Raw genomic sequence first — 25,971 nt, 5'->3', positions numbered from 1 at the left:
ATGGACGATAGAGAAAGAGGCTTAGCATTTTTATTTGCAATTACTTTGCCTCCAGTGATGGTATGGTTTCTAGTTGCAAAATTTACCTACGGTATTGATGCATCCACGGCTAAATACCTGATTCCGTATCTGGTTAAGAATACTTTTTCGCTATGGCCTTTATGGTCAGCTTTAATTGCTGGCTGGTTTATTGGTGTTGGCGGTCTGATCGCTTTTATCATTTATGATAAATCACGCGTGTTTAAAGGCGAAAGATTCAAAAAGATTTATCGTGGTACAGAGCTTGTTCGCGCCAGAACACTCGCTGATAAAACACGCGAAAGAGGTGTCAACCAGTTAACCGTGGCTAATATCCCCATACCTACATACGCTGAGAACTTGCATTTTTCGATTGCCGGTACAACCGGTACTGGTAAAACCACAATTTTCAATGAACTGTTATTTAAGAGCATCATTAGAGGCGGCAAAAATATTGCTTTAGATCCAAATGGGGGCTTCTTAAAGAATTTCTATCGTCCCGGCGATGTTATTTTAAACGCCTATGATAAACGCACTGAAGGCTGGGTGTTTTTCAATGAAATTCGCCGTTCATATGATTACGAGCGCTTAGTGAACTCTATTGTTCAGGAAAGCCCTGATATGGCTACTGAAGAATGGTTCGGCTATGGCCGTCTTATTTTTAGTGAAGTTTCGAAAAAACTTCACAGCCTATACAGCACAGTAACTATGGAAGAAGTTATTCACTGGGCCTGTAACGTTGACCAGAAAAAATTAAAAGAATTTTTAATGGGTACGCCTGCCGAAGCTATTTTTTCCGGGTCTGAAAAAGCAGTTGGAAGCGCGCGATTTGTTCTCAGTAAGAATCTTGCCCCACATTTGAAAATGCCGGAAGGTAATTTTTCCCTGCGTGACTGGCTTGATGATGGAAAGCCGGGAACCCTGTTTATCACCTGGCAGGAAGAAATGAAAAGGTCACTTAATCCGCTAATTTCCTGCTGGCTGGATTCGATTTTTTCTATCGTGCTGGGTATGGGTGAAAAAGAAAGCCGCATTAATGTATTTATTGACGAGCTGGAATCACTCCAGTTTCTGCCAAACCTCAACGATGCACTGACCAAAGGGCGTAAAAGCGGTCTGTGTGTTTATGCTGGCTATCAAACCTATTCTCAGCTGGTTAAGGTTTATGGTCGGGATATGGCTCAGACAATTCTGGCTAACATGCGTTCTAACATCGTGCTGGGCGGCAGCCGTCTCGGTGATGAAACGTTGGATCAAATGTCGCGCTCACTCGGTGAGATAGAAGGCGAAGTTGAGCGTAAAGAATCCGATCCTCAGAAGCCCTGGATTGTCCGTAAACGCCGCGACGTTAAAGTTGTTCGTGCCGTAACGCCTACCGAAATATCAATGTTGCCAAACCTCACCGGCTATCTGGCGTTGCCTGGTGATATGCCCGTCGCTAAGTTCAAGGCTAAACACGTTAAATACCATCGCAAAAACCCTGTTCCTGGCATTGAACTGAGGGAGATCTGATGCTTGATATAACCACGATTACCCGCCAGAACGTCACTAGCGTTGTGGGCTACTACTCTGATGCAAAGGATGATTACTACAGTAAGGATTCATCATTCACGTCCTGGCAGGGAACCGGAGCTGAAGCCCTCGGCTTATCCGGGGACGTTGAATCAGCCCGGTTTAAAGAGCTGCTTGTCGGAGAGATAGATACCTTCACGCATATGCAGCGACACGTGGGTGATGCCAAAAAAGAGCGTCTGGGCTACGACCTGACGTTTTCAGCGCCTAAAGGGGTATCCATGCAGGCGCTGATACACGGCGATAAAACCATTATCGAGGCTCATGAAAAAGCTGTTGCCGCTGCTGTGCGTGAAGCTGAAAAACTCGCGCAGGCCCGGACGACTCGCCAGGGGAAATCAGTAACCCAGAATACCAATAACCTTGTCGTCGCTACTTTCCGCCACGAAACTTCCAGGGCGCTAGATCCTGATTTGCACACACACGCTTTTGTCATGAACATGACCCAGCGCGAGGACGGCCAGTGGCGCGCGCTCAAAAATGATGAGCTGATGCGTAACAAAATGCACCTGGGCGATGTTTACAAACAGGAGCTGGCGTTGGAGTTGACCAAAGCCGGTTATGAGCTGCGTTACAACAGCAAAAATAACACGTTCGATATGGCCCATTTTTCAGATGAACAGATTCGCGCTTTTTCCCGCCGGTCGGAGCAAATTGAAAAGGGACTCGCTGCAATGGGTCTGACGCGGGAAACCGCCGATGCTCAGACGAAAAGCCGCGTCTCGATGGCTACGCGTGAAAAGAAAACAGAGCATTCCCGTGAAGAAATTCACCAGGAATGGGCCAGCCGCGCCAAAACGCTCGGCATTGATTTTGATAACCGTGAATGGCAGGGACACGGTAAACCTCTGGAGGCTGATATAGCGCGCAACATGGCCCCGGATTTTACCAGCCCGGAGGTTAAAGCTGACCGGGCTATCCAGTTTGCAGTTAAGTCGCTGTCAGAGCGCGATGCCAGCTTTGAACGCCAGAAGCTGATTCAAATCGCTAATAAGCAGGTGCTGGGCCATGCCACAATAGCCGATGTTGAAAAAGCGTACCTGAAGGCGGTACAAAAGGGCGCCATCATCGAGGGCGAAGCCCGGTATCAATCAACTCTGAAGGTCGGTGCTTCAGTTATGGCCGAAACTCTGACGCGCAAAGAGTGGATCGACTCGCTGACGAATAGCGGGATGCGTGCGGATAAAGCCCGTTTTGCGGTAGATGATGGTATTAAAAACGGCAGGCTTAAAAAGACCAGCCACCGCGTCACTACCGTGGAGGGTATTCGCCTTGAGCGTTCCATTCTGACTATCGAATCACGCGGCCGGGGGCAGATGCCGCGACAGCTGACCGCAGAGATTGCAGGCCAGCTGCTTGCCGGGAAAACCCTCAAGAAGGAGCAGATGCGCGCGGTTACAGAAATTGTGACGAGCAAAGATCGGTTTGTGGCCGCACATGGTTACGCCGGTACCGGTAAAAGCTATATGACGATGGCCGCTAAAGAGCTGCTGGAGTCACAAGGGCTGAAGGTCACGGCGCTGGCCCCCTATGGGACACAGAAAAAAGCGCTTGAAGATGATGGATTACCGGCCCGCACCGTTGCCGCTTTCCTCAAAGCGAAGGATAAAAAGCTGGATGAAAAATCAGTCGTATTCATTGATGAAGCCGGGGTTATACCCGCCCGACAGATGAAACAGCTGATGGAGGTGATCGAGAAGCATAACGCTCGCGCGGTATTCCTGGGGGATACGTCACAGACGAAAGCGGTAGAAGCCGGTAAGCCTTTTGAGCAGCTGATTAAAGCAGGTATGCAGACCAGCTACATGAAAGACATTCAGCGACAGAAGAATGAAGTTTTGCTTGAGGCGGTTAAGTATGCCGCTGAAGGTAATGCCGCGCGCGCCCTGAAAAATATCACCGGCGTGAACGAACTGAAGGAAGAAGCGCCCCGACTCGCTCAACTTGCCGATCGCTACCTGTCTCTGTCCTCAGAACAACAGGATGCCACCCTGATAATCTCTGGTACGAACGCCTCACGCAAAACCCTCAATGACTACATCCGGGGCAATCTGGGGCTTGCCGGAACCGGCGAAACGTTCACGCTACTTGACCGCGTGGATTCGACACAGGCGGAACGCCGCGACAGCCGTTATTTCAGTAAAGGGCAAATCATTATCCCCGAACAGGATTACAAAAATGGTATGAAGCGTGGCGAGTCTTACCAGGTTCTTGATACCGGGCCGGGCAACAAATTGACGGTTGAAAGCAGCAGCGGTGAGCAGATCGCTTTCAGCCCGCGTACACACACCAAGCTGTCTGTATACCAGGCAGTCAGCGCCGAACTGGCGCCGGGCGATAAGGTTATGGTAACGCGTAACGATAAAACGCTGGACGTTGCCAACGGCGACCGCTTCACGGTGAAAACCGTGGAGGGTGAAAAACTGACGCTTGAGGACAAAAAAGGGCGCACGGTTGAGCTGGACAAAAAACAGGCTTCTTATCTTTCCTATGCTTATGCAACCACCGTCCACAAATCCCAGGGGCTTACCTGTGATCGCGTGTTGTTCAACATAGATACCAAATCGCTTACCACTTCTAAGGACGTTTTTTATGTTGGTATTTCGCGTGCGCGTCATGAGGTGGAAATTTTTACCGACGATAAAAAATCTTTGGCATCGAGCGTGAGCCGCGACAGCCCGAAAACCACGGCCGCAGAAATTGACCGTTTCTTTGGGCTTGAGGCCAGGTTTAAGGATATTGGCCGCGATACCAGTTTAGAAACCCGATCAGCTGAAAAAGGTCTGCCAGAAGCCACGGGGGAAAGCATGGCGTTTAACCAGAAACCCGATGAACATAACATGACAACCGGCACTGATTATCAGCCGGTGAGCAACGCAGAGGACGCCTTTCATCTTAAGCAGAACCCTATGGATGATTCCGTTGGCCTGCGGCGTCATGAAGCACAGCAAAATGATGCAGAGCTGGCCCATGATTATGCTGCTGCCGACGATCAGCAGTGGAGCGCGCAGGAGTATGCCGATTACGAGCATTATGCCGATGCATCAGACTACGACTTTGACAGCAGCATTTACGACGATTACGCCATGCCGCAGACGTCTCAGGCGGAACAGAGCCATACCGGAAAAGAACACACCCATGAGCATGAGCATGAAGAAGGGGGCCATGAAATCTGATGGAGCAGACCGACAAGCGCAAGCAGGATAAACTGAAGTTCGACCGGGTAATTAATCTGGCGCGCAGACTGCCGCATCCGGCGATCCATGACTTACTACGCGCGCTGATACTGCCAATTCAGGCCGATTACTTGCTGGCCGTTGGCACGGAGGGCCAGGACGCGCGCCCGGACATGAACGAGCGCGAGTTCTTCTTCACAAAAATCATCTGGGCGATGGATTAGGGGTCAGTTTGGATATCGAAAATTATTGTACTATAAGGGCTTCCCCGGCGTGTCAACGCCGGTGTTTATGGTTTCTGTCTGCTCTTCAGTAAAAATAAGGGGAGAGACTGCGGACTATAAACGGCCATGATGAATCGTCATCGATTCGGACCCTGATGAAAGACGCGCGTGAGGTTCTTGTTCGTTAAGCGGATACGTATATCCTGTACAATAGCCAGATAGGGGTCAGTTTGGATATAGAGAATTATTGTACGGTAAGCCGGTAATGATTCCAACTTACTGATAGTGTTTTATGTTCAGATAATGCCCGATGACTTTGTCATGCAGCTCCACCGATTTTGAGAACGACAGTGACTTCCTGCCCAGCCTTGCCAGATGTTGCCTCAGATTCAGGTTATGCCGCTCAATGCGCTGCGTATATCGCTTGCTGATAACGTGCAGTTCTCCCTTCAGGCGTGATTCATAAAGCGGCCAGCCATCCGTCATCCATACCACGACCTCAAAGGCCGACAGCAGGCCCAGAAGACGCTCCAGCGTGGACAACGTGCGTTCACCGAATACGTGCGCCACAACCGTCCTCCGTATCCTGTCATACGCGTAAAACAACCAGCGCTGGCGTGATTTAGCGCCGACATAACCCCACTGTTCGTCCATTTCCGCGCAAACAATGACGTCACTGCCCGGTTGTATGCGTGAGGTTACCGACTGCGGTCTGAGTTTTTTAAGTGACGTAAAATCGTGTTGAGGCCAACGCCCATAATGCGTGCACTGGCGCGACATCCGACGCCATTCATGGCCATATCAATGATTTTCTGATGCGTACCGGGTTGAGAAGCGGTGTAAGTGAACTGTAGCTGCCATGTTTTACGGCAGTGAGAGCAGAGATAGCGCTGATGTCCGGCAGTACTTTTACCGTTACGCACCACGCCTTCAGTAGCTGAACAGGAGGGACAGCTGATAGAAACAGAAGCCACTGGAGCACCTCAAAAACACCATCATACACTAAATCAGTAAGTTGGCACCATTACCGAAGTTTCCTACTGTCGATAAGAAAGGATTGGCACAGGGAGTGTGAATATCGAAACACCATCACAGAATAATGCCAGATAGAAATGCGATAGTAGGGTTGGATATTTAAATAAGGAGCATCCCGACTTAAAATGAATATGACTGCGTAACCAGGCGCAATAAAAAAAGCGAAAGAATCGCTTTTATTCTGGTTGTTTTTTCGAAGAGTGACCGTTTTCTGAGATGACAAGAAATAAGGAAGTCCTATGATCGCTAGCGGAATAGTTCAAAAACTGAATGCGCAAATGAATCAGGAGTTTTATACCTCAAATTTGTATCTTCAGCTCAGCCAGAGGTGCAGCGAGAATAGCCTTAATGGCACCGCACTATTTTTGCGTCATCAGGCGCAAAATACGGTGACGCAAATGATGCGCATGTACGAATACATCAAACAGAGCGGCGCCACGCCGGTGTTACAGGAGCAACACGCCCGGTGCGGTGAATTTTCCACGCTGGAAGATCTGTTTGAGCAGACGGTAAGCGATTACCAGAAGCGCATTAATGCGCTGACCTCTTTGACGGAAGACGCCCAGGCAGCAAACGATAAGTCAGCGATTAACTTCCTGAAGCGATACAGAAAAGAGGAAATCGTGGACGGGACGCTGTTGCAAATCATTCTGGATGAAGTCCGCAGCGCTAAAAAAGCGGGCATCAACATGCAGCAAACCGACCACTATCTGGTTGGCGTGATCGATCGCTATCACTAAATCAATTTCGCAGTACGAGGAGGTTTTACGCCTCCTCAGAAAATCTGTTTTACATCAGAAACAGAGGTTTATGCCAGTGAACATTTGATACCCAACACGTCATAGTGATTTTTTAACTTAGCGTTTTTATATCGTGCCAAAAATGTCTCTGCTTGTGTCTTTATATTAAGGAAGGTGCGAATAAGCAGGTCATTTCTTCCCAAGCTGACTCGCTGATTAAAATTTCGCGGATCTGGGCCGATTTTTTTCCCGCAAACACATCGAATCAGCCTATTTAGGCTATTTTTTCCACCATTTCTGGCGTTATTTCCGGTTTTTACTGAGATCTCTCCCACTGACGTATCATTTGGTCCACCCGAAACAGGTTGGCCAGGGTGAATAACATCGCCAGTTGGTTATCGTTTTTCAGCAGCCCCTTGTATCTGGCTTTCACGAAGCCGAACTGCCGCTTGATGATGCGAAACGGGTGCTCCACCCTGGCACGGATGCTGGCTTTCATGTATTCGATGTTGATGGCCGTTTTGTTCTTGCGCGGATGCTGCTTCAAGGTTTTTACCCTGCCGGGACGCTCGGCGATCAGCCAGTCCACATCCACCTCGGCCAGCTCCTCGCGCTGTGGCGCTCCCTGGTAGCCGGCATCGGCTGAGACAAATTGCTCCTCTCCATGAAGCAGATTACCCAGCTGATTGAGGTCATGCTCGTTGGCCGCGGTGGTGACCAGGCTGTGGGTCAGGCCACTCTTGGCATCGACACCAATGTGGGCCTTCATGCCAAAGTGCCACTGATTGCCTTTCTTGGTCTGATGCATCTCCGGATCGCGTTGCTGCTCTTTGTTCTTGGTCGAGCTGGGTGCCTCAATGATGGTGGCATCCACCAAAGTGCCTTGGGTCATCATGACGCCTGCTTCGGCCAGCCAGCGATTGATGGTCTTGAACAATTGACGGGCCAGTTGATGCTGCTCGAGCAGGTGGCGGAAATTCATGATGGTGGTGCGATCCGGCAGGGCGCTATCCAGGGATAATCGGGCAAACAGGCGCATGGAGGCGATTTCGTACAGGGCATCTTCCATGGCACCGTCGCTCAGGTTGTACCAATGCTGCATGCAGTGAATACGCAGCATGGTCTCCAGCGGATAGGGCCGTCGGCCATTGCCCGCCTTGGGATAAAACGGCTCGATGACAGCGGTCATATTCTGCCATGGCAGAATCTGCTCCATGCGGGAGAGGAAAATCTCTTTTCGGGTCTGACGGCGCTTAGTGCTGAATTCACTATCGGCGAAGGTGAGTTGATGGCTCATGATGTCCCTCTGGGATGCGCTCCGGATGAATATGATGATCTCATATCAGGAACTTGTTCGCACCTTCCATAGTACGGGTTGCTTCGTTCATCCCGCGGATCTCAACGTCTGTTCCTTCTCTGCGGAATTTAATAACCACCTTATCCAGTGCGCTGACCGACGTGATATCCCAGAAATGGGCATGCGTAACATCAATGACAACTTTCTCTGCAGCTTCGCGAAAATCAAAATACGCCATAAAGCGGTCGGCGGAGGCAAAGAACACCTGCCCGGTGACCTTATAGAGCCGGGACTCTTCCCTGAGTTCTGAAGAGACAGCCAGAAAACGCGCCACTTTAGTGGCAAAATTCAGGGAAGCGATAAGCACACCGGTCAGTACCCCGAATGCCAGATTATGAGTGGCCACCACCACCACCACTGTTGCCAGCATCACCACGCTGGTAGAAATGGGATGGCTTTTAAGGTCGGTAACTGAACGCCATGAAAAGGTACCAATCGAAACCATGATCATTACGGCGACAAGCGCGGCCATAGGGATTTGCGAGACCAGGTCCCTCAGAAAGACTACCATACACATCAGGACCACACCGGCAGTGAGGGTGGACAGACGGCCCCGACCGCCGGATTTCACGTTGATAACAGACTGACCAATCATTGCACAGCCCGCCATTCCCCCGACAAATGAGGTGCAGATATTAGCGATGCCCTGAGCCTTGCATTCCCTGTTTTTATCACTGGGGGTATCCGTCATATCGTCCACAATCGTGGCTGTCATCATTGATTCCAGTAACCCTACAATGGCGAGGCCTGCGGAGTAAGGGAGAATAATCAGGAGCGTATCAAGATTCAGCGGGATATCCGGCACCAGGAAGACCGGCAGACTGTCAGGCAGTTTGCCCATATCCCCGACCGTACGCACGTCCACATGCAGCCATATGGCAATCGCCGTAAGCACCACGATACAGACAAGGGGTGAGGGGATTGTTTTATTCAGATACGGGAAGAGGTAGATAATGGCGAGCCCTACTGCCGTCATAGCATAAACATGCCAGGTCACATTGGTGAGCTCAGGTAACTGCGCCATGAAAATCAGGATCGCGAGTGCATTAACGAATCCGGTCACCACGGAGCGTGAGACGTAGCGCATGAGACCGCCGAGTTTAAGATAACCGGCTATCAGCTGGAATACGCCGGTCAGTACGGAGGCAGCCAGTAAGTACTGTAGTCCATGATCCTTCACCAGGGTCACCATCAGGAGCGCCATTGCCCCCGTTGATGAAGATATCATCGCCGGGCGACCACCAAAGAAGGCCATAATCAGCGGGATACAGAAAGCGGAGTAAAGCCCCACCTGAGGGTCAACACCGGCAATAATGGAAAAGGCGATCGCTTCTGGAATGAGTGCGAGCGCGACAACAATACCAGCCAGCACGTCACCACGGACGTTACCCAGCCAGTCCTTACGCGTCGAGGACAGCAACATAGTAATTTCTCAGTTTTTAGATGTAGTTAGCCCCGGAGGACATAAGTTTCAAATACGATAAAACACATCCGCAGACGGGATGTTATTACGTGCGTTCTGAGGCTCGCTCAGTACGGCGGAGGAAGGGAAAACTCAGGGTGGCGTAATGCGCATGATCAGCAGATAAATCCTTGAAAGCAGGTACTCAGCCCTCAGTGAACAGAATAAGTCAGCGTAATGTACTTTAGTGCTGACCACGTGCTCTGTATGATACAGAATCTATCTACTATAAACGAAAATACAGCACGATCAATGCTCACACTCTATATGGGACGTTCGTACCTGGACATGATTATCTGTGTTCAATGTCCCCGCATGACCGTCTTAACATCCAGAATATTACGTTTCCAAAAAAACCAGAAATGATTAAAAAATGAGCTTAACGTACAATAATTTTCGATATCCAAACTGACCCCAATCACATCACTGCCCGGTTGTATGCGCGAGGTTACCGACTGCGGCCTGAGTTTTTTAAGTGACGTAAAACCGTGTTGAGGCCAACGCCCATAATGCGTGCACTGGCGCGACATCCGACGCCATTCATGGCCATATCAATGATTTTCTGGTGCGTACCGGGCTGAGAGGCGGTGTAAGTGAACTGTAGTTGCCATGTTTTACGGCAATGAGAGCAGAGATAGCGCTGATGTCCGGCAGTGCTTTTGCCGTTACGCACCACGCCTTCAGTAGCGGAGCAGGAAGGACATCTGATGGAAATGGAAGCCACGCAAGCACCTTAAAATCACCATCATACACTAAATCAGTAAGTTGGCAGCATTACCTATTATCCGTATATTAAGTCAGCATCAGAATGCCGGCCGTCATATCAACTGGCAATAGTCAGTTACCACATTGCGCTACGTGAAAACTGACAGGGTTACAGGGGTGTACCAGGTCAGAATTCACGTAGCGCATCCTCTTCTTCTCTGCTCCATTCTCATTATGGTCCGATCATGTATGTCCTGGCATTACCCCATTTCTCCCAAAAACCGTAAAACAGCCCTCAGGCCGCGTCATGACTGGCTTTAACGTGGATCTATGTTGAAAAAGGATCCTTTACGCATTTGGTTTTACCCGCAATAATGCGGGATAAGACAATAAAAGGATCCGCGCGCTGCGATTTATTGTCATGGCAGGATCGGCCGGTCAGGTGCAAAATACCTGTATCCATAAAAAGTGCGTGCGCTACGTGAAAAATAGCCGATGAACAACGTCATTCCCCTGCAGAATTCACCAGAACGCGTTTCGTTGTTGCCGATCGCCCCGGGCGTTGATTTTGCGACCGCCGTGGCATTACGACGCATGGCCACCTCCACCGGTGCCACCCCGGCTTATCTGCTGGCGCCGGAAGTGAGTGCCCTCCTCTGGTATATGCCCGACCAGCGCCATCACATGCTGTTCGCCACCATGTGGAACACCGGTATCCGTATCGGAGAAGCCCGGACGCTGACCCCGGAGTCATTTGATCTCGATGGTCTGCGACCCTTTGTGCGGGTACTGTCTGAAAAAGTACGGGCCCGACGCGGGCGCCCACCGAAAGATGAGGTCCGCCTGGTCCCGCTGACCGATATAAGCTATGTCAGGCAGATGGCGAGCTGGATGGTCACCACCCGTCCCCGCCGGCGTGAACCGCTGTGGGCCGTCACCGATGAAACCATGCGTAACTGGCTGAAGCAGGCCGTTAAGCGGGCCGAAGCTGACGGGGTCCATTTTTCAATTCCGGTAACGCCCCATACCTTCCGGCACAGCTATATCATGCATATGCTCTATCACCGCCAGCCCCGGAAAGTGATTCAGGCGCTGGCCGGCCACAAGGATCCGCGCTCGATGGAGGTATATACCAGAGTGTTTGCGCTGGATATGGCGGCCACACTAGCCGTGCCGTTCACCGGTGACGGGCATGATGCCGCGCAGATCCTCCGGACACTTCCCCCTCTGACGTGACAACGTCACTCGCCACAGTTTATATAAGCTGTAGTGAGTAAATCTTCCCGGAGATAAGCTGTAGTGAGTGAAATAAGCTGTAGCAGGCAACATAAGCTGGAGTAAGCAGATTGTGATATGTGGAAGCCTGATGCAATAAGTCCGCAGGGCTGCGGCAACTGCAGAAAAACAATGGTGGAAGTTTGTTGCTCAGGAAGCACGGGCCTCAGACATGAGCCGCACTCATCACCGCTTATATAAGCTGTAGTGAGCAGGACACTCACCAGAGGCAGCAATATAAGCTGTAGCAAGTAAACAGAGAGGTGTTACTCACTACAGCTTATGTTCAGCGGGATTTGAAGAGTTTTTCCAGGTCATCGAGCGTGATGCCAAGTTTCTCTAAAAGCGCCAATTTCTCAGCCATCTCCGGACTCACATCACCCGGTGCGGCTGGCAGTTGAGGGTTCTCAGCACTCTCATCATGCGGTGGTTTTAACTTGGGCCGCCGGTAATGAATGCAGAAGAGTTTAGTGCGTCCCCGCTGGATCTCCGTGTAATCCAGATAGCCAATCTCCCGGAGCTGCTCCATGGCACGCCTCACCGTCTGGTTCTGCGAGAACACAGGGGATTTCAGGTTCAGGCGGGCCCGCAGACGCGCCAGAGATATCGGTGCCGGATCCCGGGGCAGACTCTCTATAAAGGTATAAAGGGCCTGGGCGGACTCCCGGCGTTTCAGGGCATTGATGGCCTTGAGCTGCAGTAACACTTTCCGGTCAAACTGGTAGAGTTCAAAGAGGCGCGGATCGGCCTGCAACTGGACGATATCCTTCTCCGTATCATAGTAGGCCGACTGCACCAGGTGTGTGATGTACTCTTTGGTGTGACTTTCGGTCGTGCGGGAAAACGAGATCACGGTACCCGCGATACGTTTTAGCGAGGGGCTGATACGCTCCCGGAGCTTGCGTGATGACTGACTGGAGGGGATCCCACAGAGTTTGGCGAACTCAACAAACGGCAGTTCAACCTTATCGCCGATAACCTTATGGCGTGCAAAGGAATGGATCACCCCTACCCAGGTCTTGAAGTCATTATCCATATCCAGGCGGGGACCGGTGATCTCCACCTTATCAAACCCTTCGGCTCTGGCGAGAGATAGACGCGTCAGTTCTTCCGTCGCATCAGTACGCGAAAGCGTGTTCTTTTTACTGTTTTTCAGTGATTTGAGAGTAGGGACAAACACTCCGAGCCGCATCAGTGCCACTGGCTGCACTGTATTACTGGCATTAGGAGTGAGATTTACGACTTCACCGGAGGATTTATCCACCTCTTCAAACAACTTTTTTAAGTCCAGATTGTCCTTGTCCAGAGAGCCCCCCGATCGGTGGATTGTTTTAGAATAAAAGCAGCCACTGTTCTCATGTTATGGCCTGTAAAACGCCAGACAACTGGCTTCAGTTTATGCACAGCCCTGATGAACTTTCAGGTGACATACTCACTGTAGTTTATATCAATCGCTTATTACAGCATATCCGTTGCATAATACAGCTTATTGTCTACCAGTTACAGCTTATGATTAACATGCTACAGCTTATGTGATCATGCTCCAGGCTCAGTCCTGACGCGGCCTTCAGAGGTGTCGGGATCTTCTTTGGATCTTACAGGGATCGCTTTAAGGATCTTATTACTGGATCGAATGACTGTATATGTGGATAACCTGCTGACCGACAAGGTAATTCAGACTGTTCATTAATGATCCCTTTTCATACCGGCAACAACGCGTACCTGCTCCTGCCAGCATCTGTGCTATTGCGCTTCCTCGCCGGTTCGCGGGCATAAGCCCGGTCACCGGACTGCGGCGAGCACTGATCTATTCATTTCTCAATACAGACTATGTCAAAACTGCACTTCTCTCAGAGCCATGATACGGAGGTTACATAGTACAGTTTGATTCTGGTTTCTTCCGATCAGACACAGCAACGGTAATTTGAGCCTGACCGATCAACATCGAGAAGTTTTTCTCTACACCTTTACGTGCTGTACCCGGATCCACAGCCAACTAGTGGTTGTGACCTGCCCCCCGTTGATTAGTACACCCCGATGTTAGTAATGTCTTCATAAGCCACATGAGGACATCCCCATGAAGAAGCGTTTTTCCGACGAACAGATCATCAGTATTCTCCGCGAAGCCGAAGCTGGGGTACCCGCCCGTGAACTCTGCCGCAAGCATGCCATTTCCGATGCCACGTTTTACACCTGGCGTAAGAAGTATGGCGGTATGGAGGTGCCTGAAGTTAAGCGCCTGAAGTCGCTTGAGGAAGAGAACGCCAGACTCAAGAAGCTGCTTGCCGAAGCCATGCTGGATAAAGAGGCGCTTCAGGTGGCTCTTGGGCGAAAGTACTGACGACAGACCAGAAGCGGGAAGCCGTGATGTTGATGTGTGATGCGACCGGTCTGTCGCAACGTCGTGCCTGCAGGCTTACAGGTTTATCCCTGTCGACTTGCCGCTATGAGGCTCACCGTCCGGCTGCTGATGCGCATTTATCAGGGCGCATCACTGAGCTGGCACTGGAGCGCAGGCGTTTTGGCTACCGTCGTATTTGGCAGTTGCTGCGCCGTGAAGGGCTTCATGTTAATCATAAGCGCGTGTACCGGCTTTATCACCTCAGTGGCCTGGGCGTAAAACGCAGAAGACGTCGTAAAGGGCTGGCAACAGAACGTCTGCCGCTGCTCCGTCCGGCGGCGCCCAATCTGACCTGGTCGATGGATTTCGTCATGGACGCACTTTCCACCGGTCGCAGGATCAAGTGTCTTACCTGCGTCGATGATTTCACAAAGGAATGCCTGACGGTCACTGTTGCCTTTGGGATTTCAGGCGTTCAGGTCACGCGTATTCTGGACAGCATTGCACTGTTTCGAGGCTATCCGGCGACGATAAGAACTGACCAGGGGCCGGAGTTCACTTGCCGTGCACTGGATCAATGGGCCTTTGAGCATGGTGTTGAGTTGCGCTTAATCCAGCCGGGCAAGCCAACGCAGAACGGATTTATTGAGAGCTTTAACGGACGATTTCGCGATGAATGTTTGAATGAGCACTGGTTCAGCGATATCGTTCATGCCAGGAAAATTATTAATGACTGGCGGCAGGATTATAACGAATGCCGCCCGCACTCCACGCTGAATTATCAGACACCGTCTGAATTTGCAGCGGGCTGGAGAAAGGGTCATTCTGAGAATGAAGATTCCGACGTTACTAACTGAGTGTTGTATCTAATCGTGGGGGCAGGTCAGTTGAAACATGCATACCATAACTCTATTATAATTGTACGGTATACATCCGTACATGCTATCGCCTTAAGTCCCGAACTCAACAAAACTGTCCGCTCTCTCAGATTAAAGAGTGGCCTGGGAGAGAAACCATGTCAGCACTGAAAAAGCAGCGCATTGACCTGAGATTAAATGAAGACGACAAACACATGATCGAAGAAGCTGCAGCAATGACTAACCAGTCAATTTCGCAGTTCATGGTCAGTACCGCCTCAGAACGCGCTGCAGAAGTTATTGACCAGCACCGTCGTCTGCTCCTCAATGAGGAGTCTTGGAACCTGGTTATGGATGCAATCATTAATCCGCCAGCACCGAATGACCGGCTGAAACGCGCCGCTAACCGTCTCCGGGAACTGGAGTAATAAATGGAGGGTTTAAGGATTGAGATTTTTTCAGAGGAAGTTGAATATGAATTAAGCAACTTCGATTGTGGAGAAGAGTATCTGAATACTTTTCTTACTGACCATCTGAAACGGCAGCATAACAGTAAGATCTTACGTGGTTATGTTCTCGTGACGAGAGAGAATAAACCGCGTGTGATGGGGTACTACACGCTATCAGGAAGTTGCTTTGAGAAAATACTTCTACCCAGCAAAACACAACAAAAGCGTGTACCCTACAAGAATGTGCCGAGCGTGACTTTGGGCCGTCTGGCAATTGATAAAAGCATTCACCACCAGGGATATGGAGAAACACTTGTTACCCATGCGATGAAAGTCGTGTATCAGGCCTCGCAGGCTGTGGGTATACACGGAATGTTCGTGGAAGCGCTGAACGACAACGCCAAAAAATTCTACCTTCGACTGGGTTTCATTCAGTTAAAGGAAGAAAACTGTAACTCGCTCTTTTACCCGACAAAATCTATTGAAGAATTGTTCGAAGTAAATGATGAATAAAACAGGTTTAGACTGATCCAGTAAAGCCGTACCGCTTATGTAAAGCGGCCTAGTCCTATTACAGTATTTTTGCCGAAACAGCTCTTCTGCGGTATCTAGGGAAGGTGCGAACAAGTCCCTGATATGAGATCATGTTTGTCATCTGGAGCCATGGAACAGGGTTCATTATGAGTCATCAACTTACCTTCGCCGACAGTGAATTCAGCAGTAAGCGCCGTCAGACCAGAAAAGAGATTTTCTTGTCCCGCATGGAGCAGATTCTGCCATGGCAAAACATGGTGGAAGTCATCGAGCCGTTTTACCCCAAGGCTGGTAATGGCCGGCGACCTTATCCGCTGGAAACCATGCTACGCATTCACTGCATGCAGCATTGGTACAACCTGAGCGATGGCGCGATGGAAGATGCTCTGTACGAAATCGCCTCCATGCGTCTGTTTGCCCGGTTATCCCTGGATAGCGCCTTGCCGGACCGCACCACCATCATGAATTTCCGCCACCTGCTGGAGCAGCATCAACTGGCCCGCCAATTGTTCAAGACCATCAATCGCTTGCTGGCCGAAGCAGGCGTCATGATGACTCAAGGCACCTTGGTCGATGCCAAGAGTGGCCTGACCCACAGCCTAGTCACTACCGCGGCCAACGAGCATGACCTCAATCAGCTGGGTAATCTGCTGCATGGAGAGGAGCAATTTGTCTCAGCCGATGCCGGCTACCAAGTGGCGCCACAGCGCGAGGAGCTGGCCGAGGTGGATGTGGACTGGCTGATCGCCGAGCGCCCCGGCAAGGTAAGAACCTTGAAACAGCATCCACGCAAGAACAAAACGGCCATCAACATCGAATACATGAAAGCCAGCATCCGGGCCAAGGTGGAGCACCCATTTCGCATCATCAAGCGACAGTTCGGCTTCGTGAAAGCCAGATACAAGGGGTTGCTGAAAAACGATAACCAACTGGCGATGTTATTCACGCTGGCCAACCTGTTTCGGGCGGACCAAATGATACGTCAGTGGGAGAGATCTCACTAAAAACTGGGGATAACGCCTTAAATGGCGAAGAAACGGTCTAAATAGGGGTCGTCTCAGAAAACGGAATCTATGGTCACTCCCGTTTTTGCAACACCGATTTTGACGACAAGTTGGCTTGCTTGAATCTATCCGGCGTCTGAATGGGATTTTATTCCCGCGCCTCGATGAGTTCCGCGCCTGATGAACCTCCAGAAAATATACGGCTTCAATGAGCCTTTCCGTTTTACAGGTTCCTCAACAGGCCGGTGGGCCGTTAGTATCATCAATATCAGTATTCGCAAAACCAGATGAATGATTGTTTAAACTGGTGTATTTCTGCCTTTATGCTTCGTAAGTTTGCTGTCGCGCCGTCAGTGCCCAGGCTATTCTGGCCAGCTTGTTTGCCAGAGCACAGGTGACGACAAAGTTGCTTTTCCGACACAACAACTCCCTGACCCAGTCGGCCAACTTGCCAGACTGGTGTTCCAGTTTTTGTATGAATACCCTGGCACACTGAACCAACAAAGTTCGGATCTTTTTGTTGCCCCGCTTGCTAATCCCTAACAATGTCGTCCGACCTCCCGTGCTGTACTGTCGGGGTACCAGCCCTGTTGCCGCCGCAAAGTCACGGCTGCTGGCGTACTGCTTCCCGTCGCCAATCTCAGTTGAAATAGTACTGGCAGTCAGCGTTCCAACGCAGGGAATACTCAGCAAGCGCTGTCCAACCTCATCTTCGTCCAACTTTCGTTTCAACTGAGATTCCAGATCTTTAATCTGCTCAACAAGATAGTGATAATGCTGTTGTAATTTCAGCAGTAACTGGCTGAGATAAAGAGGCAAACTACTGTCCTCAAGAAGGGTACTCAGTCGACTAATAACGGCAGCACCTCGCGGAACGCTGATACCAAATTCCAGCAGAAAAGCATGCATCTGATTAGTTGTTTTCACCTTATCCTGAACCAGGGATTCACGGACACGATGCAGAGCTCGCATTGCCTGCTGAGATTCGGTTCTGGGCTGCACGAAACGCATAGATGGACGTGATGCTGCTTCACAGATAGCTTCAGCATCAACGAAGTCATTTTTGTTGCTTTTAACGAATGGGCGGACAAATTGCGGTGATATCAGCTTTGGAAAATGCCCTAACTCTGCCAGCTTGCGTGCCATAAAGTGAGAACCGCCACAGGCTTCCATCGCGATGGTTGTTGCCGGGCATGTCGCCAGAAATTCGATTAGCTTTGGTCGGGTGAATTTTTTACGGTAAACGGCCTTCCCACGATGATCCTGACAATGAATATGGAAAGAGTTCTTACCCAGATCGATACCAATAAGCGCAACGTTTTCCATGATGGTTCTCCGAATGAAAGCCTGTCCTCAGCATAGTACTGGGAAGGAGGGAGTGACCATCTCATTAAATAAAGCACGCTAAGCCGGTTGCAGCGGCCGTAGCGGCCTGAACTTGCCCGCGCCGATCTTGGCGCTGCTGCGCCAGAGGTAATCGCCGGTCAGGTTGATGTGCTCCCAGCCGAGCGGCGACAGGTACTGCAACAGGCCGTCATCGACGGCTTGACCGTGGCCACGCAAGGCGTTCGCGGCCCGCTCCAGATAGACCGTGTTCCATAGCACGATGGCCGCCGTCACCAGGTTGAGGCCGCTGGCCCGGTAGCGCTGCTGCTCGAAGCTGCGGTCGCGGATTTCCCCCAGGCGGTTGAAGAACACGGCGCGGGCCAGCGCGTTGCGCGCCTCGCCTTTGTTCAGCCCGGCATGCACGCGGCGGCGCAGCTCGACGCTTTGCAGCCAGTCCAGGATGAACAGTGTGCGCTCGATGCGTCCCAGCTCACGCAGGGCGACGGCCAGGCCGTTCTGGCGCGGGTAGCTGCCAAGCTTCCTGAGCATCAGCGAGGCCGTCGCCGTGCCCTGCTTGATCGAGGTGGCCATCCGCAGGATTTCATCCCAATGGGCGCGGACGTGCTTGATGTTGAGCGTGCCGCCGATCATCGGTTTCAACGCCTCGTAGGTGGCATCGCCCTTCGGGATGTAGAGCTTGGTGTCGCCCAGGTCACGAATGCGCGGGGCGAAGCGGAAGCCCAGCAGGTGCATCAACGCGAAGACGTGGTCCGTGAACCCTGCCGTGTCGGTGTAGTGCTCCTCGATCCGCAGGTCGGATTCGTGATACAGCAGGCCGTCGAGCACGTAGGTCGAGTCGCGCACGCCGACGTTCACGACCTTGGTGTGGAACGGCGCGTACTGGTCGGAGATATGGGTGTAGAACGTCCGCCCTGGGCTGCTGCCGTATTTCGGATTGATGTGGCCGGTGCTCTCGGCCTTGCTGCCGGTGCGGAAGTTCTGGCCGTCCGACGATGACGTGGTGCCGTCGCCCCAATGCTCGGCGAAGGGATGTCGGAACTGCGCGTTGACCAGCTCGGCCAGTGCCGCCCCGTAGGTTTCGTCGCGGATGTGCCAGGCTTGCAGCCAGGCCAGCTTGGCGTAGGTCGTGCCGGGGCACGATTCCGCCATCTTGGTCAGGCCCAGGTTGATCGCGTCGGCGAGGATCGTGGTCAGCAACAGGTTTTTGTCCTTGGCCAGGTCGCCTGACTTCAGGTGGGCGAAGTGCCGGGTGAAGCCCGTCCATTCGTCTACCTCCAGCAGCAATTCGGTGATCTTGACGTGCGGTAGGATCATCGCCGTCTGGTCGATCAGGGCCTGTGCGGTATCGGGCACCGCCGCATCGAGCGGCGTGATCTTCAGGCCCGACTCCGTGATGATGGCGTCCGGCAGCTCGTTGGCCAGCGCCATGCGGTTGACGGTGGCGAGCTGCGTTTCCAGCAGCGTCAGCCGGTCATGCAGGTACTGGTCGCAATCGGTGGCCACGGCCAGCGGCAATTCGCTGGCCTGCTTGAGGCTGGCGAATTTCGCGGGCGGCACCAGGTAGTCCTCGAAGTCCTTGAACTGGCGCGAGCCTTGCACCCAGATGTCGCCGGAGCGCAGCGCGTTCTTCAGCTCCGACAGCGCGCACAGTTCGTAGTAGCGCCGGTCGATGCCGGTGTCGGTCATCACCAGCTTCTGCCAGCGCGGCTTGATGAACTCGGTCGGCGCGTCGGTGGGCACCTTGCGGGCGTTGTCGCTGTTCATGCTGCGCAGCACCTCGATGGCGTCGAGTACGTCCTTGGCGGCGGGCGCGGCCCGCAACTTGAGCACGTCGAGAAATTCCGGCGCGTAGCGGCGCAGCGTGGCGTAGCTCTCGCCGATGCGGTGCAGGAAATCGAAGTCCTCGGGTTGCGCGAGCCGCTGCGCTTCGGTGACGCTCTCGGCGAAAGCATCCCAGGACATGACGGCCTCGATGGCGGCGAACGGATCGCGGCCCGCTTGCTTGGCCTCGATCAGCGCCTGGCCGATGCGCCCGAACAGCCGCACCTTGGCATTGATCGCCTTGCCGGATGCCTGGAACTGCTGCTGATGCTTGTTCTTGGCGGCATTGAACAGCTTGCCCAGGATGCGGTCATGCAGGTCGATGATTTCGTCGGTGACGGTGGCCATGCCCTCGATGGCGAGCGCCACCAGGGTCGCGTAACGCCGCTGCGGCTCGAACTTCGCCAGGTCGGCGGGCGTCATCTGGCCGCCCTCGCGGGCGATCTTGAGCAGCCGGTTCTGGTGAACCAGCCGCTCGATGCCGGAGGGCAGGTCGAGCGCCTGCCACGCCTTGAGGCGTTCGATGTGTTCCAGCATGTGCCGCGAGTTCGGTTTGACCGGGGATTGCCGCAGCCAGGCCAGCCACGTCGTCTTGCCGTTGTCGCGGCGCTTGAGCAGATCGTCGAGGCGACGGCGATGCACGTCCGTCAGCGGCTCAGCCAAGGCGTCGTAGAGACGCCGGTTGGCGCGGGTAATCGCTTCGGCGCTCGCCCGCTCGACGGCGTTGAGGGCGGGCACAATGACCGACTGCCGCCGCAGGTGCTCGATCAAGGCTCTGGCCAGCACGATGCCCTTGTCGGTTTGCATGGCCAGCTCGGTCAGCAACTGGACAGCCTGCCGGTAGTGGCCAATCGTGAACGGCTGGAAGCCGAACACCGTTTGCAGCTCGACCAGGTGCTCGCGTCGGGTCTGCTCACGCTGCCCGTACTCGTCCCAGCTTTCGATGCCGACCTTGAGCTGGTTGGCGACCAGTCTCAGCAATGGCGGGAACGGTGGCTCATCAGCGCCAAGGATGACGCCGGGAAAGCGCAGGTAGCAGAGCTGCACCGCGAAGCCCAGCCGATTGGCCGGGCCGCGCCGCTGCCGGATGATGGAGAGGTCGCTTTCGCTGAACGTGTAGTGACGGATCAACTCATCCTTGGTGTCCGGCAACGCCAGCAGGCTTTCGCGCTCGGCGGCGGAGAGGATCGAACGGCGGGGCATGCGGTTTCCTTCTTCTTGAAAACGTAGGTTTGTGACAAGCCCGCCAAGGCAACCGGCGCGGCACGGGAATCAAGGCATTGCGATTCTCGAAAATAGTTCTTGAAATTCTATTCTTGATTGCATATCATCTCAACGAGTTTCGATAAGAAAGGATGCGCATGCGACCGTCTGTTGTGCTTGACATGAAGCGAAGCGCAGTGCGTGAAGCGGTAGGCCACTTTCGCGCCGCGAACCCGCGCGTCTTCGGCTCGGTGCTGCATGGCACCGACCGGGATGGCAGCGACCTCGACCTGTTGGTCGATGCGCTGCCCGGTGCCACGTTGTTGGACTTGGGCGATTTGGAAGAAGAACTGAAATCGCTGCTCGGCGTTGACGTCGATCTGCTGACTCCCGGCGACCTGCCGCCGAAGTTCCGGGCCAAGGTGCTCGCGGAGGCGCAACCGATATGAGCGAGAACCGCCTGCCCGATTACCTCGACCACATTCAGCAGGCCGCAACCGATGCGCGCAGCTTCGTGGAAGGGATGGCCAAGGACGACTTCTTGGCCGACAAGCGCACCCAGCAGGCCGTCATCATGAGCCTGATCGTCATCGGCGAGGCGGCCACAAAGGTGATGGATGGCTACGTCGAGTTCACCCAGGCGCATGCCGACGTGCCGTGGCGCAGCATGCGCAATATGCGTAATCGCATGGCTCACGGCTATTTCGACATCAACCTCGATGTGGTGTGGGAGACGGTACAGGAATGGCTGCCGGCGTTGCTCCAGCAATTGCCCGCCGTGCGTCAGGATGCCGACGATGAAGACCGTAACGACAAAGGCATGGAGCCATGACCAATCAAGCCGCCGATGTTCGGCCCCTCTGGCGTGTTCGATCCCGCGACCTATGAGCCGCGCTCGGGCAAGACCTTCTGGATGGCCGCAACGGACGTGAGTTCGCTGGTGGGCAAGGAGGCAGCAGCCGACACGCTCATCGGCAACTGCACGACCGCACGACCAGCCTCCCGTTCAAATTCGAGTTAGAACTCATATCCAGCCTGTCTGGGTGCACTGTGAAAGAGGGATCTCCGATGACTGTTGAATCGAGAATATTTTCTGTAGCCGAGTATGTTCAGCCGTCCGAAGGCGAGCCTATTCGTTCCGTTGTGCTTGAAACCCGAGACTCAATTATCGTGGTTTGGCATGTCCATCCCGGGCAGGAAATTGCGGCTCACATTCATCCTCACGGCCAAGACACGTGGACTGTTTTGTCGGGAATGGCTGATTACTTTCAGGGCAATGGGATTGTTCGTGCCCTCAGGGAAGGTGAGATAGCCGTGGCAAGACCGGGCCAAGTGCACGGGGCGCGAAATACAGGTACCGAGCCATTTGTGTTCGTCTCGGTTGTGGCATCAGCCAATGCCGGTTTCGTATTGGCTGAGCGATAGAGCCCAATCTCTGGAGTTGGTCCAATGAGCGGTCGGGGAGATAGGTAACAGACATGCAGCGGACACGGCTGCTAAACCAGGTCGCAAACCTCCTTGCGTCGCAGCGTGCCGCAAGCGACGCGATCAATCGAATGGGGTCGGCATGAGACTGAACACCATCCAGTTCCCGACCGCGTAGCCGCCTGTCCTGCCGATCAGGTCTTGACCATCGACGCCTGGGATCAGTCCTGAATGTTCTTGGAGACCACTACGTTATGAGCCGCAGCCGCCGCAAAACACCCATCGTCGGGCACACGACCTGCGGCAGCGAGCGCGAGGACAAGAAGCTCTGGCATCAGCGCTGGCGCACCCGTGAGCGCACGGCGCTGACCAGCGCGTCGCCCGAAGCCCTGAGCGCCCATCTGCCCCTGCTGGAAAACCAGGCCAGCAGCGTCTGGTCGATGGGCAAGGATGGCCGCTCCTACTGGCCCGTCAAGCGCCAGGCCGCCACGGCGGATCGCATCGCCAATCACAAGGGACGCAACCCGCAAGAACGCGCCTCCCTGAAAAAGCGCCTGCTGCGCAAGTGGATGAGCAAATGAAGCTCTCCTTCCATCAGCACATTGCGCTGTTCTGGATGATCGGTGCTCCGGGCGTCTTCGCGCCCGTGATCGAGAACGCCAAGCGGCCCGATGCCGGCGCCGTCATGGCGTGGGGTGTCGCGATCGTGGCGGTGATGATCCTCTTCACCCCTTTGCTGCTGCGCTGTCCACCATTCCGGCGCTGGTATGGCCGGACGGATGCGCTGTCGGAGCGGCAGCGCCAGGCGCTTGCCGAGCGCGGCCTGCGCCGCTACTACCAGACCGCTTTCGATGACGGCTACGTGCCCCGCGTGATGCCCTACGTGTGGCGCATCATCTGGACGGTCGGCGGGTTGATGGCTGTGACCGCCGTACTGCCTACCAACACCGGACGGCCAGCCTTCGATGCCTTGGTGGTCTTCTCGACCTGGTATCCGATAGGCGTGATGCTGCTGGTTTTCGCGTCGAGGCCCCTTGGCCGGTTGATTCGCCAAAGAGCACAGGAGCGGCGGAAATGAGCACGTCAACCATCGAGGCGCTGGCCAGCGCCTGGGCAAGGATTGCCGAGGAAGCGGAATTCCCCGCTGACTACGAGGGGACTGCCACACCACAAGCGCATCGGGCTAGCGAAGCTATTCAGGAGCAGATTCGGGAGCGCATCGTCGCCACCAACGACATGCGGCTGTTCAGCCTGCTGCACCTGCTGGGTCAGGCGTCGCTGCGCATGGAGCAAGCGCTGTGGCCGGAGGATTACGAGCGGATGACGCGCGAGGTTGAGGAAGCCCTGCGGCAAGCCACCGACGCCAACGCCAGATCGTACACCCACGAAGAAGTGATGCAGGCGATGCAGGAACGCATCGACCGGGCGCGAGACAAGCCATGTTGATTGGCTATGCGCGCGTCTCGACGCAGGATCAGAACCTGGAGCTGCAACGCGAAGCCTTGAGCAAGGCCGGATGTAAAAAGGTCTTCGAGGACAAGGTGAGTGGCACGCGGGCAGACCGGCCTGGCTTGGCCAAGACGCTCGAAATGCTGCGCGAAGGCGATACTTTGGTCGTCTGGAAGCTCGACCGGCTGGGCCGGTCGGTCAAGCAACTGGTCGATCTGGTCGGCGATCTGCACAAGCACGGTGTCCAGTTCAGGAGCCTCACCGACTCCATCGACACCGGCACACCATCCGGGCGGTTCTTCTTCCACGTCATGGCGAGCCTTGCCGAAATGGAGCGCGAGCTGACCGTCGAGCGCACCCGCGCCGGGCTGGAAGTCGCCAAGCAGCTCGGCCGCAAAGGCGGCCGCAAGCCGAAGATGACCGACAGCAAGATCGAGTCGGCCAAGAAGCTGCTGGCCAGCGGGGTGCCGCCCAAGGACGTGGCCAAGAACCTCGGCGTGTCCATTCCGACGCTGTACCGCTGGGTGCCAGCCTCCACGCACGCTTAGCGTGCTTTATTTAATGAGATGGTCACTCCCTCCTTCCCAGTACTATGCTGAGGACAGGCTTTCATTCGGAGAACCATCATGGAAAACGTTGCGCTTATTGGTATCGATCTGGGTAAGAACTCTTTCCATATTCATTGTCAGGATCATCGTGGGAAGGCCGTTTACCGTAAAAAATTCACCCGACCAAAGCTAATCGAATTTCTGGCGACATGCCCGGCAACAACCATCGCGATGGAAGCCTGTGGCGGTTCTCACTTTATGGCACGCAAGCTGGCAGAGTTAGGGCATTTTCCAAAGCTGATATCACCGCAATTTGTCCGCCCATTCGTTAAAAGCAACAAAAATGACTTCGTTGATGCTGAAGCTATCTGTGAAGCAGCATCACGTCCATCTATGCGTTTCGTGCAGCCCAGAACCGAATCTCAGCAGGCAATGCGAGCTCTGCATCGTGTCCGTGAATCCCTGGTTCAGGATAAGGTGAAAACAACTAATCAGATGCATGCTTTTCTGCTGGAATTTGGTATCAGCGTTCCGCGAGGTGCTGCCGTTATTAGTCGACTGAGTACCCTTCTTGAGGACAGTAGTTTGCCTCTTTATCTCAGCCAGTTACTGCTGAAATTACAACAGCATTATCACTATCTTGTTGAGCAGATTAAAGATCTGGAATCTCAGTTGAAACGAAAGTTGGACGAAGATGAGGTTGGACAGCGCTTGCTGAGTATTCCCTGCGTTGGAACGCTGACTGCCAGTACTATTTCAACTGAGATTGGCGACGGGAAGCAGTACGCCAGCAGCCGTGACTTTGCGGCGGCAACAGGGCTGGTACCCCGACAGTACAGCACGGGAGGTCGGACGACATTGTTAGGGATTAGCAAGCGGGGCAACAAAAAGATCCGAACTTTGTTGGTTCAGTGTGCCAGGGTATTCATACAAAAACTGGAACACCAGTCTGGCAAGTTGGCCGACTGGGTCAGGGAGTTGTTGTGTCGGAAAAGCAACTTTGTCGTCACCTGTGCTCTGGCAAACAAGCTGGCCAGAATAGCCTGGGCACTGACGGCGCGACAGCAAACTTACGAAGCATAAAGGCAGAAATACACCAGTTTAAACAATCATTCATCTGGTTTTGCGAATACTGATATTGATGATACTAACGGCCCACCGGCCTGTTGAGGAACCTGTAAAACGGAAAGGCTCATTGAAGCCGTATATTTTCTGGAGGTTCATCAGGCGCGGAACTCATCGAGGCGCGGGAATAAAATCCCATTCAGACGCCGGATAGATTCAAGCAAGCCAACTTGTCGTCAAAATCGGTGTTGCAAAAACGGGAGTGACCATAGATTCCGTTTTCTGAGACGACCCCTACTTTCGTAGCCGTGAAGCGCTACACCACCTGAATATACAGCATCTGCGACGGTCGCATAGCCTTCGC

At 53.5% G+C, this 25,971-nt stretch carries 24 protein-coding genes and 2 pseudogenes; 18 read left to right on the top strand and 8 right to left on the bottom strand.

The genetic code is table 11. The features are described 5' to 3' along the window. From AC1VYI_RS01295 to AC1VYI_RS01285, 3 genes are read left to right on the top strand one after another with little or no spacing between them, the layout of a single operon-like run. Nucleotides 1-1,530, top strand: a complete 1,530-nt coding sequence (locus AC1VYI_RS01295; protein ID WP_163321519.1) for a type IV secretion system DNA-binding domain-containing protein — start codon at nucleotides 1-3, stop codon at nucleotides 1,528-1,530. After that, entirely contained in the window at nucleotides 1,530-4,766 is a 3,237-nt protein-coding gene (gene mobF, locus AC1VYI_RS01290; protein ID WP_163321518.1) for a MobF family relaxase, read from the top strand. Before AC1VYI_RS01295 ends, mobF begins: the two co-directional genes overlap by 1 nt. Next, the gene (locus AC1VYI_RS01285) at nucleotides 4,766-4,990 is read left to right on the top strand and encodes a hypothetical protein (protein ID WP_239519051.1); all 225 of its coding nucleotides are present in this window, start codon (nucleotides 4,766-4,768) and stop codon (nucleotides 4,988-4,990) included. Before mobF ends, AC1VYI_RS01285 begins: the two co-directional genes overlap by 1 nt. A 276-nt stretch (nucleotides 4,991-5,266) precedes the next feature. Here the strand turns inward: AC1VYI_RS01285 and AC1VYI_RS01280 are convergent. Continuing rightward, nucleotides 5,267-5,964 (bottom strand): IS1 family transposase gene (locus AC1VYI_RS01280; RefSeq protein ID WP_223433957.1). Its coding sequence is split into 2 segments (ribosomal slippage): nucleotides 5,267-5,715 and nucleotides 5,715-5,964, totalling 699 coding nucleotides; the frame shifts between segments, so codons are not numbered across the junction. A 300-nt stretch (nucleotides 5,965-6,264) separates the two neighbouring features. Here AC1VYI_RS01280 and AC1VYI_RS01275 point away from each other — a divergent pair. Continuing rightward, nucleotides 6,265-6,765, top strand: coding sequence for a non-heme ferritin-like protein (locus AC1VYI_RS01275; protein WP_001752509.1), 501 nt, complete (start codon nucleotides 6,265-6,267; stop codon nucleotides 6,763-6,765). A gap of 316 nt (nucleotides 6,766-7,081) precedes the next feature. Here the strand turns inward: AC1VYI_RS01275 and AC1VYI_RS01270 are convergent, their stop codons facing one another. The 4 genes and pseudogenes from AC1VYI_RS01270 to AC1VYI_RS01255 form a co-directional block, all read right to left on the bottom strand. Further along, nucleotides 7,082-8,062: an IS5-like element ISKpn26 family transposase gene (locus AC1VYI_RS01270; protein ID WP_000019450.1), complete on the bottom strand. Its 981-nt coding sequence runs from the start codon at nucleotides 8,060-8,062 to the stop codon at nucleotides 7,082-7,084. 40 nt (nucleotides 8,063-8,102) lie between these two features. Next, nucleotides 8,103-9,545, bottom strand: a complete 1,443-nt coding sequence (locus AC1VYI_RS01265; protein WP_181221968.1) for a SulP family inorganic anion transporter — start codon at nucleotides 9,543-9,545, stop codon at nucleotides 8,103-8,105. A gap of 490 nt (nucleotides 9,546-10,035) precedes the next feature. Further along, nucleotides 10,036-10,308 (bottom strand): annotated as a pseudogene (locus AC1VYI_RS01260) (IS1-like element transposase); the annotation flags it as partial. A 400-nt stretch (nucleotides 10,309-10,708) separates the two neighbouring features. Further along, a complete protein-coding gene (locus tag AC1VYI_RS01255) occupies nucleotides 10,709-10,885 on the bottom strand; it encodes a hypothetical protein (protein ID WP_224773780.1) in 177 nt (58 codons plus the stop codon). On the opposite strand from AC1VYI_RS01255, the gene AC1VYI_RS01250 reads away from it, so the two are divergent. After that, on the top strand, nucleotides 10,830-11,525 hold the full coding sequence (locus tag AC1VYI_RS01250; RefSeq protein ID WP_224773779.1) for a tyrosine-type recombinase/integrase: 696 nt from the start codon (nucleotides 10,830-10,832) through the stop codon (nucleotides 11,523-11,525). The genes AC1VYI_RS01255 and AC1VYI_RS01250 overlap by 56 nt on opposite strands. Nucleotides 11,526-11,850: 325 nt before the next feature. On the opposite strand, the gene AC1VYI_RS01245 is transcribed toward AC1VYI_RS01250, so the two are convergent. Beyond that, nucleotides 11,851-12,840 (bottom strand): RepB family plasmid replication initiator protein, encoded by a 990-nt coding sequence (locus tag AC1VYI_RS01245; protein WP_022652311.1) that lies wholly within the window; start codon nucleotides 12,838-12,840, stop codon nucleotides 11,851-11,853. Nucleotides 12,841-13,641: 801 nt separating this feature from the next. On the opposite strand from AC1VYI_RS01245, the gene AC1VYI_RS01240 reads away from it, so the two are divergent. The 4 genes from AC1VYI_RS01240 to AC1VYI_RS01225 all read left to right on the top strand — a co-directional run bounded on the left by AC1VYI_RS01240 (nucleotide 13,642) and on the right by AC1VYI_RS01225 (nucleotide 16,749). Then, a protein-coding gene (locus AC1VYI_RS01240) for an IS3-like element ISSen4 family transposase (RefSeq protein WP_087451024.1) occupies nucleotides 13,642-14,762 on the top strand; the annotation gives its coding sequence in 2 pieces (ribosomal slippage) (nucleotides 13,642-13,900 and nucleotides 13,900-14,762; 1,122 coding nt in all). A gap of 158 nt (nucleotides 14,763-14,920) precedes the next feature. After that, nucleotides 14,921-15,190, top strand: a complete 270-nt coding sequence (locus tag AC1VYI_RS01235; RefSeq protein ID WP_022652312.1) for a type II toxin-antitoxin system TacA family antitoxin — start codon at nucleotides 14,921-14,923, stop codon at nucleotides 15,188-15,190. Nucleotides 15,191-15,193: 3 nt separating this feature from the next. Continuing rightward, nucleotides 15,194-15,724 carry a GNAT family N-acetyltransferase gene (locus AC1VYI_RS01230; RefSeq protein WP_022652313.1) on the top strand — a complete coding sequence of 177 codons (531 nt, stop codon included), beginning with the start codon at nucleotides 15,194-15,196 and terminating at the stop codon, nucleotides 15,722-15,724. A 167-nt stretch (nucleotides 15,725-15,891) separates the two neighbouring features. Next, nucleotides 15,892-16,749, top strand: coding sequence for an IS5 family transposase (locus AC1VYI_RS01225; RefSeq protein WP_218969170.1), 858 nt, complete (start codon nucleotides 15,892-15,894; stop codon nucleotides 16,747-16,749). Nucleotides 16,750-17,070: 321 nt separating this feature from the next. On the opposite strand, the gene AC1VYI_RS01220 is transcribed toward AC1VYI_RS01225, so the two are convergent. Continuing rightward, a complete protein-coding gene (locus AC1VYI_RS01220) occupies nucleotides 17,071-18,075 on the bottom strand; it encodes an IS110-like element IS5075 family transposase (protein WP_094309343.1) in 1,005 nt (334 codons plus the stop codon). A 78-nt stretch (nucleotides 18,076-18,153) separates the two neighbouring features. Next, the gene (locus AC1VYI_RS01215) at nucleotides 18,154-21,120 is read right to left on the bottom strand and encodes a Tn3-like element ISPa38 family transposase (RefSeq protein ID WP_003100881.1); all 2,967 of its coding nucleotides are present in this window, start codon (nucleotides 21,118-21,120) and stop codon (nucleotides 18,154-18,156) included. Between the two features lie 158 nt (nucleotides 21,121-21,278). Between AC1VYI_RS01215 and AC1VYI_RS01210 the strand changes: the two genes are divergently transcribed. The 9 genes and pseudogenes from AC1VYI_RS01210 to AC1VYI_RS01170 all read left to right on the top strand — a co-directional run. Next, nucleotides 21,279-21,569: a nucleotidyltransferase family protein gene (locus AC1VYI_RS01210; RefSeq protein WP_482876205.1), complete on the top strand. Its 291-nt coding sequence runs from the start codon at nucleotides 21,279-21,281 to the stop codon at nucleotides 21,567-21,569. Continuing rightward, nucleotides 21,566-21,952, top strand: a complete 387-nt coding sequence (locus AC1VYI_RS01205) for a HepT-like ribonuclease domain-containing protein (protein WP_003100872.1) — start codon at nucleotides 21,566-21,568, stop codon at nucleotides 21,950-21,952. The genes AC1VYI_RS01210 and AC1VYI_RS01205 overlap by 4 nt, the downstream gene beginning before the upstream one ends. 236 nt (nucleotides 21,953-22,188) lie before the next feature. Further along, complete coding sequence (locus AC1VYI_RS01200) at nucleotides 22,189-22,545, top strand: cupin domain-containing protein (protein ID WP_003465043.1); 357 nt, start codon at nucleotides 22,189-22,191, stop codon at nucleotides 22,543-22,545. Nucleotides 22,546-22,799: 254 nt separating this feature from the next. Further along, nucleotides 22,800-23,126 carry a hypothetical protein gene (locus AC1VYI_RS01195; protein WP_003100858.1) on the top strand — a complete coding sequence of 109 codons (327 nt, stop codon included), beginning with the start codon at nucleotides 22,800-22,802 and terminating at the stop codon, nucleotides 23,124-23,126. After that, a complete protein-coding gene (locus AC1VYI_RS01190) occupies nucleotides 23,123-23,623 on the top strand; it encodes a hypothetical protein (RefSeq protein WP_003100856.1) in 501 nt (166 codons plus the stop codon). The genes AC1VYI_RS01195 and AC1VYI_RS01190 overlap by 4 nt, the downstream gene beginning before the upstream one ends. Then, complete coding sequence (locus AC1VYI_RS01185; protein WP_003100853.1) at nucleotides 23,620-23,991, top strand: hypothetical protein; 372 nt, start codon at nucleotides 23,620-23,622, stop codon at nucleotides 23,989-23,991. The genes AC1VYI_RS01190 and AC1VYI_RS01185 overlap by 4 nt, the downstream gene beginning before the upstream one ends. Beyond that, complete coding sequence (locus tag AC1VYI_RS01180; protein WP_003100847.1) at nucleotides 23,985-24,542, top strand: recombinase family protein; 558 nt, start codon at nucleotides 23,985-23,987, stop codon at nucleotides 24,540-24,542. The genes AC1VYI_RS01185 and AC1VYI_RS01180 overlap by 7 nt, the downstream gene beginning before the upstream one ends. Nucleotides 24,543-24,620: 78 nt before the next feature. Continuing rightward, on the top strand, nucleotides 24,621-25,625 hold the full coding sequence (locus tag AC1VYI_RS01175) for an IS110-like element IS5075 family transposase (protein ID WP_094309343.1): 1,005 nt from the start codon (nucleotides 24,621-24,623) through the stop codon (nucleotides 25,623-25,625). A gap of 277 nt (nucleotides 25,626-25,902) precedes the next feature. Continuing rightward, a pseudogene (locus AC1VYI_RS01170) lies at nucleotides 25,903-25,971 on the top strand (hypothetical protein); the annotation flags it as partial.

This window comes from Enterobacter sp. QK-SA4 (assembly GCF_056856775.1).
This window is presented reverse-complemented; position numbering and strand designations above follow the sequence as displayed.